Origin of the sequence: Roseibacillus persicicus (genome assembly GCF_014651675.1) — a bacterium.
In the GTDB taxonomy this organism is placed as follows: Bacteria; Verrucomicrobiota; Verrucomicrobiia; order Verrucomicrobiales; family Akkermansiaceae; genus Roseibacillus; species Roseibacillus persicicus.
Map to the genome: position 1 here is coordinate 1 of NZ_BMXI01000023.1, position 14,773 is coordinate 14,773.

Genomic DNA, 14,773 nt, shown 5'->3' on the forward strand with positions numbered 1-14,773 from the left:
AGAAGGTTTTTCAATCCATCCGAGCGCTCCTCAAGGAACCTGATGTTCTTAAATCAGTCTGCAATCCCTACTCCGAATAACGGCAAGTTCATGTGGAAAACGGTCTATCGGGTTGTTCGAACCAGCCCCCTTTTTCCAAGAGATCGGCTCGCCCATCGCCATTGACATCCCCGACGCCCACACCATGGACATAAGGAGTGTTCGCAACCACCTCCGAGATGGGGTGAAATTTCCAAGGCTGGGTAGTGTCCTCCCAATTGGGCTCCGCGAATCCGAAACGCCCTTTTTCCATGTAAACAAGTTCGGGCCGTCCATCCCCCGTCAAGTCGGTCCACTCCGGACACTCGGTCGCCACTCCTTCGGCCACTCGATGGGCCTCCCATGATGGGCTCGGCTCTTTGCCCGGATTGCGATACCAGGTCGCCTCGTTCCCGGGTCTCGAAACCATCAGAATATCCTCGTGGCCGTCTCCGTCCAGGTCATCGACCCAGCTCAAAAACGAGTCTTCCGCATAGCCTTTGACCTTCCAAGGGGTGGCTGGTCGGTAAGGAATGGCTTCCGCAAAGTCCGGCCCCGCAAACCAATAGGCTCCTGCCACCAAGTCCGGCTTTCCATCCCCATTCAAGTCCCCGAGAGAAACTCCTTCGGTAAGAAAGTCCAGGGTCAACAACTGCCGCTGCCAAGTCGGCGCCGCCTTTTCCCCCACGAGCGCCCATAGCCCGCCAGCGAGAATGAGAGTGGGAGCCATGAGAGTCAGGGTCGATTTTGTATTCATAGATATCCTGACTGATACGGTCGTCTCTCTCCCGTTCTCGCAACCTTGACGAGGGATAGCAAAGCACCTTGACTGCTCAAATGCGCAAAGGTCTTTTGGTTCTTGGTGGACTCCTTCTTTTTCTCGCCATCTTCTTTGCGCTCGATGCAGGAAGGTCAAAAGCGGAAGCGAAGCGGGAAAAACTCAATCGACCGAGGCAAGCGAGCAAATCCAATCAAGCCCTCCGAGCCTCGCAGACCACAACGAAATCCGGCGCGGGAACGAGTCGATTGCTCGCTCTCGTCCCCAGCGAAGGGATCGAACCGTCGGAGAACTTTCCCGATGGCGGCACACACGAACCCGAACATCTGCCAAAGTTCCACCTTCCGGCCTTCGAAGCGGAAAACGTCAGTCTCCCCGAGTTGGTGCAAATGATTCTCCAATCTTATATCGACGTTTGCACGGTGACTAAACAAGAGCCTCTCCGATTCTCCGTCAGCTACCCGGACAACCTCGGTGACCGAAAGGACTTTTCTTGGAAAGGCGGCTCTCTCATCACCGCTCTTCGGATGGCGGGAATCATTTTTGACGCAAGGCTTGAGCGGGCCGAGACCCAACTCCATTTCGAAAGCTTTGATGAAAAATCGAATTCAACGAGTTCTGAACTCCTCACTCAATCTTTTCGAGTATCTCCCTACATTCGAGATGTCATCCGAGGATTACTACCGAAAGAGATGTCCAATCCTGATGATTCAGTACCGACTCTTTTAGCAAAAATAGGATTCAATCAACATTCCGACGCCGAAATCCTATTTGACCCAGTCACAGCAAACCTGTTTGTTCATGACGATGCCACTCAACTTGAGAAACTCTCTCAAATCATAGAGGAACTCGCGTCAACCAGCACGACTAAGCAAGTCCACGTTACAAGTAAAGTCGTCCAGACCAACGAGAGTATCACTGACCTCCAATCCAGAGTGCGAAACGAGGGAATGGAGCTTGTCATGAGGAATTTAGCTCAGCAAAAAGGAACCGATATCATGACGATGCCGTCCGTTCTCTCCCGATTTGGAGAAGAGGCTACCATCGAGATTATTCAGGAGAACGGAGACGATTGGACCGGAATCCGCCAGACGGGCAATGTGACGGGATATGGTTTTGGAGTGAGCCAACAGATCCATTTCGAAAACCGACCAGGCGAGAACGCGGACGGCCTTTCGAGCCAAGATTGGCAGACTGAAGATGTCGGACCACAGGGTTTCACGAAGGTTCACCAAGAGACTGATGCCAACGGACTCACCTCCATCCACTTTTCGACCTACCAAGTGATCGATGCCACCGGGAGACCGGTCGACCCGATTGGCATGCCCCTCCCCGATACGGAGTAGCTTGGCAAGCTGGCCAGGTGGTCCTCGCCTTGGGAAAGTTGACTCACAATTCGTTCCAATTTCGCCCCCCAGCGGAAGTAACCGGGGTAGAAAGGCTTCGTCTTCGCGGGGTAGAAAGGCTTCGTCTTCGCGGGGTAGAAAGGCTTCGTCTTCGGGTTCAGCAGTCCTCTTCTCTTCTTTGCAATACGAGCAAAGGAGCGGGAGAGGCGCAGACCCAGAATTCAGACGCCAAATTGACACAACAAACGAAACTTTGCCGTATATTGACCCTGAATCTTCCTAGAATGCTTTCAAAATCCATCCTCACACTTCCAATCGGGTTGCTGACCTTTGGGAACCTTGCAGCCGAGGTCTCTTTCAACTTCGAGATTCGCCCCATTCTCTCGAAGAATTGCATTGGCTGCCACGGTCCGGATCCTGAGGATAGGAAGGCTGACCTGCGCTTGGACACCTTCGAAGGAGCGACCGCGGAGGTCCAAGGCTACGCCGCAATCGTGCCCCATCATCCCGAGAAAAGCACTCTCATCGAACGGGTCCGCACCGACGATCCCGATGACGTCATGCCGCCCCCGGAACATGGCCATACCCTCTCGGAATCGCAGATCGTTTTGCTGGAGACTTGGATCAAAGAAGGAGCCCAATATGAGACCCACTGGTCCTTCGCCCCCATCGCCGAGCACACTCCTCCAGCCGTGGAGAAACAGGGCTGGGCTGAGAACCCCATTGACGCCTTCATCTTGAAAGGGCTGGAATCCGCAGATTTGAGCCCGACTGAACCAGCGGATGCGGTTGAGATGATTCGACGTCTCTCTCTGGACCTGATCGGTCTTCCCCCCTCCTTGGACGAAGTCGAGGCCTTCAAATTGGCTTACGAAAAGAACCCACGCCAGGCGGTTAGCGAGGCCGCCGATCGGCTCTTGGCCTCACCCAATTACGGGGAGCACTGGGCGTCCATGTGGCTCGATATGGCGCGTTATGCGGACACCGTGGGCTATTCCGGAGACGAGCACCGCGACATTTGGCCTTGGCGAGACTGGGTCATCGAGGCCTTCAACGACAACAAGCCCTACGACGAATTCATCATCGAACAGGTGGCGGGAGATCTTCTCCCCGAGGCGACTGAGCAGCAACGACTGGCCACCGCTTTCCATCGCCTGACGATGAACAATAACGAAGGTGGAACCAATGACGAAGAGTTCCGCACCATCGCCGTCAAGGACCGCCTGAGCACCACCATCAATACCGCCATGGGGCTGACTGTCCGGTGCGCGGAGTGCCATACCCACAAGTATGATCCCATCAGCCATGAGGAGTATTATCAACTCTATGCCTTTTTCAACCAGACGGCGGACGCCGACAGGCGGGACGACAATCCCCGCATGGACGTCATGCCCAAGGCCGATGAGAGCAAACTGGCTGAGATTCATGCCAGAATTTCTCAGTTAGAAGAACGAGCCGTCAGCGAATCTCCCTGGTTTCTGTTGCCTCTGGACGAGGTGCACGCGACCGAGGAAGTCCTTCTTGAGAAAGAGAGCGACGGGTCCGTTATTGCCAAAGGTCCCAATGCCGATTACCCGACTTACACCTTGGCCGCGCCCACTCCAGTGGAGCCTGTCACCGCGATTCGGCTCGAGTTGCTGCCCGACCGCCGACACAATGACAATGTGGGACGCTCTCCATCGGGAGCGATGGTGATGAGCCAGGTCAGGTTGGTCGAAATCTCACCCGACGGCACCCGGACAGTGAGAAAGTTCGCTAGCGCTGCCGCCGATCATTCCCAACCCAACTATGGAGTTGAAAACCTCATTGGCGACGAGCCCCACGAAAATGGATGGGCGGTCAAGCACGACAAGGAAGGTTTCCGCGCCAAGAGAACCGCGGTCTTCGAACTTGCCGAGCCACTCACCGCTCCGCAGGGCAGCCGTCTGGAGGTCAAACTGGTCTTCAAATCGCAATGGCCAAGAATGACCGCGGGACGAGTTCGTCTGGCGACCACCTCGGTGGAGAATCCGGTTGAAAAATTCAAGAACAATACTCTGGAGCCAATCACGGTTGAAATCGCCGAACTGAAAAAGCAGCAGACCAAGCCTGTGCGCGTACCCATCGCGCAGGATCTCCCTCCGGACAAGCAGCGCGAGACCCGCATGATGACCCGGGGATCATTCATGCAACCCGGGGAGAAAGTCTCACCCGCCCTTCCCGTAGCCTTTGGAAGCCTGCCGGAAGGAGCACCCCGCAATCGTTTGTCCCTCGCCCAATGGCTGGTGAACGATGACAACCCCCTTACCGCGCGCGTAGCAGCCAATCGCTATTGGGCTCGCTTCTTTGGGATCGGGATCGTGGAAACCGAGGAAGACTTTGGCACCCAGGGAACTCTCCCCTCGCACCCCGAGCTTCTCGATTGGCTGGCTAGCGAATATCGCGATAGCGGCTGGGACACGAAGAAATTTCTCAAGCTCCTCGTGACCTCGGAAGCCTACCGCCAAAGCTCGGTCACCACTCCTGAACGTCTGGAAAAGGATCCTCGCAACATCCTCGTCTCCCGCGGACCGCGCTTCCGCCTGTCCGCCGAGGTTGTGCGGGATCAGGCTCTTGCGGCCTCGGGGCTGTTGACCAACAAGCTCTATGGCGAGCCCGTCTACCCCCCGTCTCCCATCAAGACCTTCACCAATGCCTTCTCGGGCTCCACGGTCTGGGTGGAAAGCACCGGTCCGGATCGATATCGACGTGCGATCTACACCTACCTCAAGCGCTCCAACCCACATCCTCTCTTCGAGACCTTCGACATGGCTACCCGGGACGTCTGCGTCCTCCGCCGCTTCCGCACCAATACACCATTGCAGTCCTTCATGACCCTGAACGATCCTGTCTTCGTTGAAGCCTCGCAAGCCTTGGCCCGGATCATGGATGGCCACTCCCCCGACCTCAGGGAAAAGATTCGACAAGGTTACCTCCGGGTCCTCCTGCAAGAGCCTGGCGAGGAACAGCTCGACGCCTTCGAAGACCTCTATCAGGAGACTCTCCTAGACTATCAGGACTCCCCGCAGGAAGCCCTCAAACTGGCCGGCAATACTCCGACTCCAGCCATTCTCGACAACGCGGCCGAACTGGCCAGCCTGACGGTGGTCGCCAACGTCATGCTCAATCTCGACGCCTTTCTCTGCAAGTAACATGAACACCATCGACCCACTCAACGAACTCGCTTTCACCCGTGCCAGCGCGCTGACCCGGCGGCACTTTTTGCAACGCTGCAATGCTGGACTGGGAGCGCTCGCTCTCGGGCAACTGATGGGCCAGAGCGCCTCTGCGGCCGACACCAAGCCCTCTGCGGAGATGCAGCTCCCAATGTATGCGCCCAAGGCCAAGCAGGTGATCTACCTCCACATGGCCGGCTCCCCTCCGCAGCACGAGATGTTCGATTACAAGCCCGAGCTGATGAAGCATCACTTGAAGCCCTGTCCCCAGGAGTTCATCGAGGGCAAGACTTTCGCCTTCATCAAAGGACGCCCCAAGCTCTTGGGTTCGATCTACGACTTCCAGCAATATGGCGAATCCGGGGCTTGGGTCAGCGAGACCATGCCGCATCTGGCAAAGCATGTCGACGACCTGTGCTTCATCAAATCGATGCATACCGATCAATTCAACCATGCTCCCGCCCAGCTCCTTCTCCACACCGGAAGCTCGCAGTTCGGGGGAGCTTCCATGGGCTCTTGGATCACATACGGACTCGGCTCGATGAACAACAATCTCCCCGGATACATGGTCATGGTGTCCGGCGGAAAGAACCCTTCCGGCGGAAAATCCCTGTGGGGCAGCAGCTTTCTCCCCTCCGTTTATCAAGGCGTGCAATGTCGCGCGAAAGGCGATCCCATTCTCTATGTCTCCAATCCCGAGGGAATGTCCCGCAAGGTCCGCCGCAAGAGTTTGGATGCACTCAGTAAACTCAACCGCTTGGAACTTCAGCAATATCAAGACCCCGAAACCTTAACTCGCATCGAGCAATATGAGTTAGCTTATCGCATGCAAGTTTCCGTCCCCGGAGTAATGGATATATCAAAAGAAAGCCCGGAGACTCTTTCCAAATATGGAGCGAAACCCGGTGAAGCCTCTTTTGCAAACAACTGCTTGTTAGCTCGTCGTCTGATTGAGCAAGGCACCCGCTTCGTGCAGCTCTTCGACTGGGGCTGGGATATCCACGGAACAGCGAAAGTGGACGATCTGGAAACCCAGTTTCCGCAAAAATGCCGCGAGACGGATCAGCCTATCTCAGCTCTGTTGACCGACCTGAAAGAACGGGGACTTTTGGAGGAGACTCTCGTGATTTGGGGAGGTGAATTTGGCCGCACTCCCATGAACGAAGCCCGTGGAGGCTCTAAATTCCTAGGTCGCGATCACCATCCGGATTGCTTCACAACCTGGATGGCTGGAGGCGGAGTCAAGCCGGGAATCACTTACGGAACCACTGACGACTTGGGCTACTCGGTCGTCGACAACCCGGTTCACGTGCGGGACTTCCAGGCAACTATCCAACACCTGCTCGGGCTCGACCCGCACAAGCACAGCTTCCCGTATCAGGGATTGAATCAACGGCTCATTGGGCCGACGGCTTCACCTAAAGTGGTCCACGACATATTGGCATAACTCCCCTCCCGGCAAAACATTACCGATTCATCAAACTCAAAAAAATACATTAAATAACAATCTCTCACATAACTTTCACACAACTTTTTCTCGACACCCAACGCGCACTAAAGTTGTATAGGAAACATGAGAGCTTTTTTGGGTCTTTTCTTAACGGTTTCCACTTTCGTCCAAGCAGAACAGGAGTCCCCCTCTCCTAAAAAGCTCGACGAGCTGCTGCTCTCCCCGAGCCTCTGGGAACAAAAGCTAACGGATGTAAAAGGCCAATTTGGCGCGGCCGAGACGAAGGAAGACGAGCCGATCAGAGGAATTTCTCCCGCGGACCTCGAGCGCCTGAAGAAGCACGGAGTCAACATCTCAAAATACGAAGTTGTTCTCCCCGAATTGGATTGGCTTTCCTCTGCCCACAAGGGCCTCCGTTCCGAGCGCGGAGGCTACTCTCTGGATGAAAAGGAACTGGGAGAAATCGTCATCCGGGGGACAGGCAACGGCCTCTCCGGAGTCACCATCTCCCTCTACAATCGTGGTGATGATTCGGAAATTGGGCCGACCAAATACCAAACCGAGCTCGACGCTTGGAAGGCGAGCTTGGACCGATTGCTCGAAGTCCGACCCAAATCCCGCGACCAGCGGGGGGCACTCCCCATTACCGGCTGGATCTGGCAGAAAGGAAATTCCGCCTACCTCCTCGAAGGCTCCATCAACCGGCGCGAAAAGAGACCCGAGTTCATCCGCCTCCGCATCGCCCCTCTCAATGCCACCTCGGACACCAAGACCACCGTTCGTCGCGATGACTTGGCGGACCGGGTCAAAACCGAAGGCAAGTCGACCTTTCTGGAAGGAGTTCCCATGGTGGACCAAGGTAGTAAAGGCTACTGTGTGGTCGCGACGATCGAACGGGTGATTCGCTTCTATGGGCGCGACTTTGACCAGCATGAAATGGCCCGCCTGGCGGACACCTCTGCTGGCGGAGGCACCTCGATGGAAGCGATGGAAAAGGCCTTCCGTTCCATCACCGGCAAGGCCAACGTCCGGACAATCAAAATCATCGAGTTCGACGAGAACCAGTTCAAGCGGGACATCCGCTACTACAACCGCGCCGCCAAGAAGGCGGAGAAAGCGACTTTCGATTACGACCTCGACGAATGGATCATCTCCCCCACCATGTTCTGGTCACGTGTCGATCCCGAGATTTTCCGTGAGGTGAAAGCGGACCAGAACGGCTTCGAGTTCTTCAACAACAAGATTAAGGAGTATATCGACCAAGGGGTGCCATTGTGTTGGACGCTCTATTTGGGAATGTTCAAGGAAGGCGACCTCCCCCAGTCTCACGGCGGGCATATGCGCCTCATCATTGGCTATGACGAGGCAACCCAAGAAATCATCTACTCGGACTCTTGGGGCGAAGGCCACGAGAAGAAGCGTATGAGAGCGGACGAAGCCTTCTGCATGACGACAGCCATCTACGCGATGCTGCCGACACGCTAGGTTCCAAGCGGTCGCTTAACGCCGGCCGCCCTGCCCGCGGTAGGGCTTCTTGCCACCGTGGCCCCCGTCGATTCCGCCTGGGGCTCCGGTGTTTTTGTCAAAGTCGAGGCGGAAGGGCTTGCCGCGCAATTTGGCGTCCTTCGAGACCGCGATGGCATCTTCCACCACGTCACTGCGCACTTCGATGAGGCAATGCTTGGGGAACATGTGGATTCGGCCTACTGAACCCGGAGGCAGATTGGCCTCATTATAGAGGAGCCCGGCGATATCCTTGGGCTGGAGGTGAAGGGCCTTCCCCATATTGAGGAAAAGACGGGTCATCCCCTGCTCGGCCTCGCCGCTATCGTCCCGGCTGCGACGGGGACCGCGCTCATTGCGCTCCCCGCGGTCTCCCCGCACGTTGCGCTCGCGACGGTCACCGCCCATCTCGCCGCCACGGTCGCGTGGTTCGCGCTCACGACGACGGCCGGGGCGATCTTCGTCGATCTCCTGGCCCTCGCGACCTGACTTTTCTGAAAGCATGTTGAACAGGACCGAAGCGATATCGGTTCCGGTGTGCCCTTGATCGAGAAGACGGTCGATTTGCTCGGAGTAGTCTTTCCACTCCCCCGCTTCCAACTTCTCACGCACGCTCTCGAAGAGTTGGTCCGCGATTTTGCCGCCCACTTCTTCCAGAGAAGGGATGCGACCGCGTGGGATGCGCTGCTTGGTGTAGCGCTCGACGTTCTGCAGGCGGTAGATATCGCGGCCATAGACAAAGGTCACGGCCCGGCCTTTGCGCCCCGCGCGACCAGTCCGGCCGATTCGGTGCACATAGTCTTCGGGGTCCTGGGGAAGGTCGTAGTTGGCAACGAGGTCAATCTCGTCGATATCGATGCCTCGCGCCGCCACATCAGTCGCGACGAGAACCTCGACAGTGCCTTTGCGGAAGCGGGCCAAGGTGCGCTCGCGCTGGTCCTGGGAAATGTCGCCATGAAGTCGGTCAGCAGAATAACCGCGCGCGTTCAGGGTCTCGGTGACCTCGTCCACCACGCGACGGGTGTTGCAGAAGACCACCGCGAGACGGGGCTCGTCCATATCGAGGATACGGGAAAGAACTTCCACGCGGGAGCGATTGCGCACCTCGTAGGAAACTTGTTCGATGGCCTCCACGGTCAGAGTCTTGCGCTCGATCTCGATGGTGCGCGGATTGTTGCCAAACTTGCGAATCAGCCCGCCCACGGCTTTGTTCATGGTAGCGGAGAAAAAGAGGGTCTGATGCTCATCGGGCATTTCCGAGAGCAATTCCTCCATTTCCTCGCGAAACCCCATGTCCAACATCCGGTCGGCCTCATCGAGAACGACGGTGCGGATATTCTTGGGGTCGAAGGTGCCGCGGCGCAGGTGATCCTGAAGGCGCCCCGGAGTTCCCACAATGACATGAACCCCTTTGCGCAAGGCGCGCAACTGACGGTCGATGGGAGCACCGCCGTAAACCGGCAAGGCGCGGAAACCCGGCATGAACTTGGCCAAGTCATGGACTTCCTCACAAACCTGGTTGGCCAACTCGCGGGTCGGACAGACGATGAGGGCCTGGGGAGACTCGTCCGCCAAATCAATGCGCGCCAAAACCGGCAAAGCAAAGGCCGCGGTCTTTCCGGACCCGGTCTGGGAAAGGCCGATGAGGTCTTCCCCTGTCATCGCAGCCGGAATGGCGGATGCTTGAATAGCGGATGGATTTTCATAACCCAACCCCTTGACTGCCTGTAAAAGATTCTCCGGCAGGCCCAACTCTTGAAACGATAACTCACTCATGGTCAATATCCCCACGATGACTTGAAGTTCCAAAATGCCTTTCAAAGAAGGCGTTCAAGGCGCTGCGGGGGCCGAGGGCCTTAGCAGGGACCTATGAGAAAAGAAATAGAAATCGGGATTATTAGTGGATGGGTCACATCTTTGTCACATCTAACCCATTCCATCTTGGCTCACCCCGTGCTTCTTATCCCCCGCTACGAAAAAACAAGGTGAGCTCCCCTGCTGCTTCCAACCGATTATGAAAACCACGATCCCACTATTCCTACTTGCTTTCACCGCTTCTTTTCAAGGGGCTGCCGGAGTTGTTCTGAGTGAATTCGAACCCAATCCCGCCGGAGGCGACCCAACATCATCTTCGATCGAGCTGTCTGGAGGAAGTCCTTTGGACACTTTCGATCTCTGGATTCTCTCCCTTGAGAATGATACCAACTCTGCTCTAGGAACTGTAGACCGAGCTTCCAATGTCACGGGTTCCTACGATGCGAATGGTTTTGCCACGGTTGCCATTCCAGACTTCGAGAACCCTTCTTTCACCGTCATTCTTACTGACGCCTTCACTGGCACTATCGGTGATGATTTGGATCCGACAGACAATGGAACAGTAGACCTGAGTTCTCTCGGCACCGTTTTCGACGCCGTTGGCGTTTCTGATAGCACTGATGACGATACTGCTCTCTACGGAGCAACGTTGGGAGGGACCGATATCCTTTTCAACGGAGAGTTTGAACCTTTGCTCGTCTTCAGGGATGGAACGACCGGAGATTGGTTCCAGACCGTAACCATCGATTTCGGCTTGGTAGACGAGCGCGTTGGAGCTTTTGCCGCAGCTGGAGGGCCTGAACTTGTCCCGAGCGACTTCGATTCTGGTTCACTTGCTCCAACTTACGGGAGCGTCAACCCCTCCTTCATTCCAGAACCCTCTGCAGCCCTCCTCGGAGGCCTCGGATTTCTCGCTCTCCTGCGCCGTCGCCGTTAATAATAAGAAACTTAACAATCCCAACTATTGGCGGCTTCTTTAAGACTTTGTCACCGAATTTGCTTCCATTATTGGCTCAATAACTGCTTCATTCCTTAAATTCTTAATAGCTAAGAAAAAGAGAATTGGCATCCAAACCCAACCAGTGTCCCCAATGAAACAACAATTATTTCTATCCGTCATCGCCTGTAGTCTCTCCAATTTCTGCTCGGGAGCCCTTATTATATCCCAATATGTCGAGACTGACTCCGGCTCTACGCCAAAAGGAATCGAGCTCTTCAATACTGGCTCATCCACAATCGACTTCTCATCGACCGCACTAACCGTTCTAAAGGGGACCAATGGTGCAGCTCTTTCGACAGATTTCACACTCAGCTCTGGAAGCCTAGCTGCTGGCGAAGTTCTTGTTATCGGAACATCGGACATCGGTGACTACCTTGATGCGACCTTCGGCGTTGGTGTGATTCAATTTCACGAGGAATCATTTACCTTTAATGGCGATGATGCTCTGCAGATTCAGCTCGACGGAAATGTTGAGGACACCTTTGGAGTTCCAGGGTCAGACCCCGGCGCAGCTTGGGTTGGAGTCAATGTAGAAACTAGAAATTCTAACATTGCATTGAAGGACGGAATCACTACTGGAGACGTGGACGGCTTTGCTGATCCCGATGAGCGATTTGTTGTCGTTAGCACTACCCCCTCTGCGACAGGTGGTTTGGAAGGTTTTGGAGTTGCTCCCGTTCCCGAACCTTCCGCAGCCCTTCTCGGTGGCTTGGGTCTCTTGACCCTTCTTCGTCGCCGTCGATAAGATTGAATTACGACCAGATTTTTTAAAGCAGCCTCATCGCGAGGCTGCTTTTTTTTGGCCGTGACCCTTGGGATTTCCCTGAGTTCACTGCTCACCATGATACGCACTTTCCTTCTTTTCCTCTCCTTCGGCTCGGCTCTGGCGGCTCAGAAGCCCAATATTCTGATGATTCTCGCCGATGATATGGGCTACGGAGATTTGGGCTGTATGGGTTCGGAGGTCATCAAGACTCCGCATATCGACAGTCTGGCGACGAACGGGATTCTTTGTCCCCAAGGCTACGTTCCCTCCTCGGTCTGCTCACCTTCGCGTGCGGGGATTCTGACCGGACGAGACCCCCGCCGCTTTGGCTATGAGGGCAATCTCAACAAGCCCGCGCCGGGCTACCCCACCCGTCCGGAACTTCTTGGTCTGCCTACCAGCGAGCACACCTTGGGAGATCACCTCAAGGCTGCAGGATACGCGACTGCCCTCATTGGCAAGTGGCACCAGGGTATGGCGGAGCCCTTTCATCCAAACGCCCGGGGATTCGACCACTTCCTGGGCATGCTCAATGGCAGCCACGGCTACTTTCCCACGGTGGACCAGAATCATTTGGAAGAAAACGGCACCCCGCTGACTGAGTTCCCTTCGCCCTACCTCACCGACCTTTTCACCGATGAAGCGCTGGCTTGGTTGAAGGAAAAGCGAGAGCAACCCTGGTTCCTCTTCGCCTCCTTCAACGCGCCCCATACTCCGATGGAGGCGACCAGGGAGGACCTCGCACTCTACCGACACATCTCGAATCCGAAGAGGCGGACTTATGCCGCGATGATGCATGCGCTGGACAGAGGGGTGGGACGGCTTTTGGAGCACTTGCAAGCGTCGGGTGAACTCGAAAACACCCTCATTGTCTTTTTCTCAGACAACGGTGGGGCGACCAACAATGGCTCCTGGAATGGCCCCCTCGCAGGTCGAAAGGGATCCTTGCGGGAGGGCGGTGTCCGGGCGCCTTTCCTATTCAGTTGGCCAGCTCGCTTGCCGCAGGGAGCAGTCTATTCCGAGGCCGTTTCGGCGATGGATCTCCTGCCCACCTTCCTGGCGGCAGCGGAGGCCGAACCTCTCCCGCTCAAGCCCGCGCCCTCCTACGAGGACCAACGCAACCGCAACCGTTCGAACCAAACATACGGTCCCTACGACGGACAAAATCTTCTGCCCTTTTTCCAAAAGAAATCCGAAGAAAAGCCAGCGGAACGCCTTTTCTTTTGGCGGCTTCAGGGGCAATCGGCAGTGTTGGCCGGGGATCGGAAACTCATCAAGCTCTCCCACCGGCCGGCGCAACTTTTCGCCCCGGCGGCCGATCCTGGCGAGCGGAATGACCTCGCGACATCGGAGCCAGAGGAACTCGCAAAGCTCTTCCGTTTGCTAGGCGATTGGGAGTCTTCGCTGGCGACAGTTCCCCTCTGGGACTCCTCGCCTTTCTGGAGCAAGGACTCGGCGAAAATCTATGACACGGCGCCAATCGAAGAACCGAAGTAGAACTCTCTTATTCATTCGCAAGGTGGGAAAGATGGGGTAAACTGCACAATGTCGATCTTTCTTCAACAAGCGTATTTGGGTTCACTAGCTGCCGATGCCCTTTCGATGCCGGTGCATTGGTATTATGACCGCGAGGCCTTGCGCGAGGACTACGGTGTTGTCGACCACTACATGGCGCCCGACAACCCTCACCCGGACAGTATCCTCTGGCGCTCACAATACAGTCCCGTCAATGAACGCGGAGAGATTCTCCATGAGCAGGCCCAATATTGGGGAGCTGAGCGAGGAATTCACTACCATCAATTTTTAAAGGCTGGCGAGAACACCATCAACTTGCAGCTCGCGACTTTGCTTCACCGGCAGGTTGCCACCACCGGGCACTACGATCCCGGCTTGTGGTTGGATATCTATATCCAATTCATGTTGAACCCGGGCAGTCACAACGACACCTATTTGGAAGAGTATCATCGGGGATTTTTCACGAACTATTCCAATGGAAAGAACAGGCGGAAGTGCGGAATCAAGGACGAACACATTGGCGGTTTGGCACAGGTCCCCGCCCTTCTGGCTTCTCTTCCCGAGGATGCTGACTGGCGCACCGCGGTGAAGGAACACGTCGCCCTCACCCATCGGCACTCGAATGTTTTACGTGCGGCGGATTGTTTAGCCAGATTGCTCAAGGCGATGGAAAACGGGGTTCCCATGCGCGAGGCCATTGCCAAAGCGGCAGGCGACTGGTTCTCCACCGCCAAAGCCCAGCGCTGGTCCATTCGCCCGGACGACGTGATTATCGGAAGAGTCCTCAGTCCCGCCTGCTACATTGCGGAGGCATTTCCTGCCGCACTCTATCTCGCTTGGAAGTATCACGACGATTTCGATGCCGGTATTACAGCCAACGCTCAGGTTGGCGGCGACAACTGTCACCGCGGGGTGATCGTTGGAGCGCTGCTCGGAGCAAACAACGGAGTGGACCCAAAGTGGGTCGATGGCCTTTATAGCCTTTCCAAGAATGCGGATCGGATCTCGGAGACTCGTTCGGAGGTGTAGGATTGCTTCGCATCGCAGCTCCAGACCACCCCCGGCCAGGCGGGGTCGTGGGGTGTCCGGCCTACCACGTGGAGATGCATCTGACGGACTTGATTGCCGATGCAGGCCACGTTGAGCTTTTCCGGTTGAAAATACTCGCTTACGAATTGAGATACCTCGCGCACCAGCGACATTACCTCTGCCGCGCGCTCCTCGGTCAGCTGGTGAAGGTCCTCTTCCCCATTGGCCACTTCGGGCACGATGAGGAACCAGGGGAAATGGCTGTTGTCCTTTAAAAGAACATGACAGCTCTTCCGCTGTGCGAGTTCAAAGGAACTTTTCAGGAGACGGGGATGGACTTCGAAGGGCGTCATGGGATG

General features: G+C 55.9%; 11 protein-coding genes. 8 read left to right on the top strand and 3 right to left on the bottom strand.

Annotation, left to right across the window (positions count from 1 at the left end; genetic code table 11):
• Positions 1 to 88: 88 nt before the first annotated feature.
• Entirely contained in the window at positions 89 to 775 is a 687-nt protein-coding gene (locus IE099_RS19565; protein ID WP_189574123.1) for an FG-GAP-like repeat-containing protein, read from the bottom strand.
• Positions 776 to 855: 80 nt separating this feature from the next.
• Between IE099_RS19565 and IE099_RS19570 the strand changes: the two genes are divergently transcribed.
• The 4 genes from IE099_RS19570 (at position 856) to IE099_RS19585 (ending at position 8,271) form a co-directional block, all read left to right on the top strand.
• Complete coding sequence (locus IE099_RS19570) at positions 856 to 2,142, top strand: hypothetical protein (protein ID WP_189574125.1); 1,287 nt, start codon at positions 856 to 858, stop codon at positions 2,140 to 2,142.
• A 284-nt stretch (positions 2,143 to 2,426) separates the two neighbouring features.
• A complete protein-coding gene (locus IE099_RS19575) occupies positions 2,427 to 5,312 on the top strand; it encodes a PSD1 and planctomycete cytochrome C domain-containing protein (protein ID WP_229809606.1) in 2,886 nt (961 codons plus the stop codon).
• A 1-nt stretch (position 5,313) separates the two neighbouring features.
• Complete coding sequence (locus IE099_RS19580) at positions 5,314 to 6,783, top strand: DUF1501 domain-containing protein (protein WP_189574127.1); 1,470 nt, start codon at positions 5,314 to 5,316, stop codon at positions 6,781 to 6,783.
• Between the two features lie 126 nt (positions 6,784 to 6,909).
• Positions 6,910 to 8,271: a C39 family peptidase gene (locus IE099_RS19585; protein ID WP_189574129.1), complete on the top strand. Its 1,362-nt coding sequence runs from the start codon at positions 6,910 to 6,912 to the stop codon at positions 8,269 to 8,271.
• A gap of 15 nt (positions 8,272 to 8,286) precedes the next feature.
• Here the strand turns inward: IE099_RS19585 and IE099_RS19590 are convergent, their stop codons facing one another.
• Positions 8,287 to 10,065 carry a DEAD/DEAH box helicase gene (locus IE099_RS19590; protein ID WP_189574131.1) on the bottom strand — a complete coding sequence of 593 codons (1,779 nt, stop codon included), beginning with the start codon at positions 10,063 to 10,065 and terminating at the stop codon, positions 8,287 to 8,289.
• 238 nt (positions 10,066 to 10,303) lie between these two features.
• Between IE099_RS19590 and IE099_RS19595 the strand changes: the two genes are divergently transcribed.
• The 4 genes from IE099_RS19595 (at position 10,304) to IE099_RS19610 (ending at position 14,414) form a co-directional block, all read left to right on the top strand.
• On the top strand, positions 10,304 to 11,041 hold the full coding sequence (locus tag IE099_RS19595) for a hypothetical protein (RefSeq protein WP_189574134.1): 738 nt from the start codon (positions 10,304 to 10,306) through the stop codon (positions 11,039 to 11,041).
• Between the two features lie 154 nt (positions 11,042 to 11,195).
• The gene (locus tag IE099_RS19600; RefSeq protein ID WP_189574137.1) at positions 11,196 to 11,849 is read left to right on the top strand and encodes a PEP-CTERM sorting domain-containing protein; all 654 of its coding nucleotides are present in this window, start codon (positions 11,196 to 11,198) and stop codon (positions 11,847 to 11,849) included.
• Positions 11,850 to 11,945: 96 nt separating this feature from the next.
• Entirely contained in the window at positions 11,946 to 13,367 is a 1,422-nt protein-coding gene (locus IE099_RS19605; RefSeq protein WP_189574139.1) for a sulfatase-like hydrolase/transferase, read from the top strand.
• Between the two features lie 48 nt (positions 13,368 to 13,415).
• Entirely contained in the window at positions 13,416 to 14,414 is a 999-nt protein-coding gene (locus IE099_RS19610; RefSeq protein WP_189574142.1) for an ADP-ribosylglycohydrolase family protein, read from the top strand.
• On the opposite strand, the gene IE099_RS19615 is transcribed toward IE099_RS19610, so the two are convergent.
• On the bottom strand, positions 14,360 to 14,767 hold the full coding sequence (locus IE099_RS19615; protein WP_189574145.1) for an HIT family protein: 408 nt from the start codon (positions 14,765 to 14,767) through the stop codon (positions 14,360 to 14,362). The two genes, IE099_RS19610 and IE099_RS19615, sit on opposite strands and share 55 nt — an antisense overlap.
• Positions 14,768 to 14,773 lie beyond the last annotated feature (6 nt).